A 644-nucleotide genomic window follows, 5' to 3' on the forward strand; every position below is an offset into this window, starting at 1 on the left:
AAATGAACTTGATGAATTCCAGAGGCTAATCCATCACAAGAAGGATTGAAACATCCGTTCATCTGCCCACTACCTGCGGCACTAGCGACAATATTCCAGAGGCTAATCCATCACAAGAAGGATTGAAACACCCGTATGTCTGCCCGTTACCGACGGCCCTGACAATTCCAGAGGCTAATCCATCACAAGAAGGATTGAAACTTGCGACGCTAACGAAAATTGGTGGAATCAATTCAAATTCCAGAGGCTAATCCATCACAAGAAGGATTGAAACTTAGCCTATTTAGAGGAATCGGGGGAGGTGGACTTCATTCCAGAGGCTAATCCATCACAAGAAGGATTGAAACTTGGTTTCCAGAAAGGCAAGGCCGCTGGTTTCCAGAATTCCAGAGGCTAATCCATCACAAGAAGGATTGAAACCCATTACCAGTCTGCTGCCAAAGTAAGCCCATCAGCCATTCCAGAGGCTAATCCATCACAAGAAGGATTGAAACCGGTGAAGGTAATCACTACCATATCGGTAGCGGCTTATTCCAGAGGCTAATCCATCACAAGAAGGATTGAAACGGACTTGGTTACGAAATCATAGAAGATACCCGCCATTGCCATTCCAGAGGCTAATCCATCACAAGAAGGATTGAAAC

1 CRISPR repeat array is annotated in these 644 nt (G+C 45.2%).

Annotation, left to right across the window (positions count from 1 at the left end):
• The first annotated feature begins 15 nt into the window (after nucleotides 1-15).
• A CRISPR array of direct repeats spans nucleotides 16-644; the repeat unit is 37 nt; unit sequence ATTCCAGAGGCTAATCCATCACAAGAAGGATTGAAAC.

This window comes from Spirosoma luteum DSM 19990 (genome assembly GCF_000374065.1).
GTDB classification, from domain to species: Bacteria; Bacteroidota; Bacteroidia; order Cytophagales; family Spirosomataceae; genus Spirosoma; species Spirosoma luteum.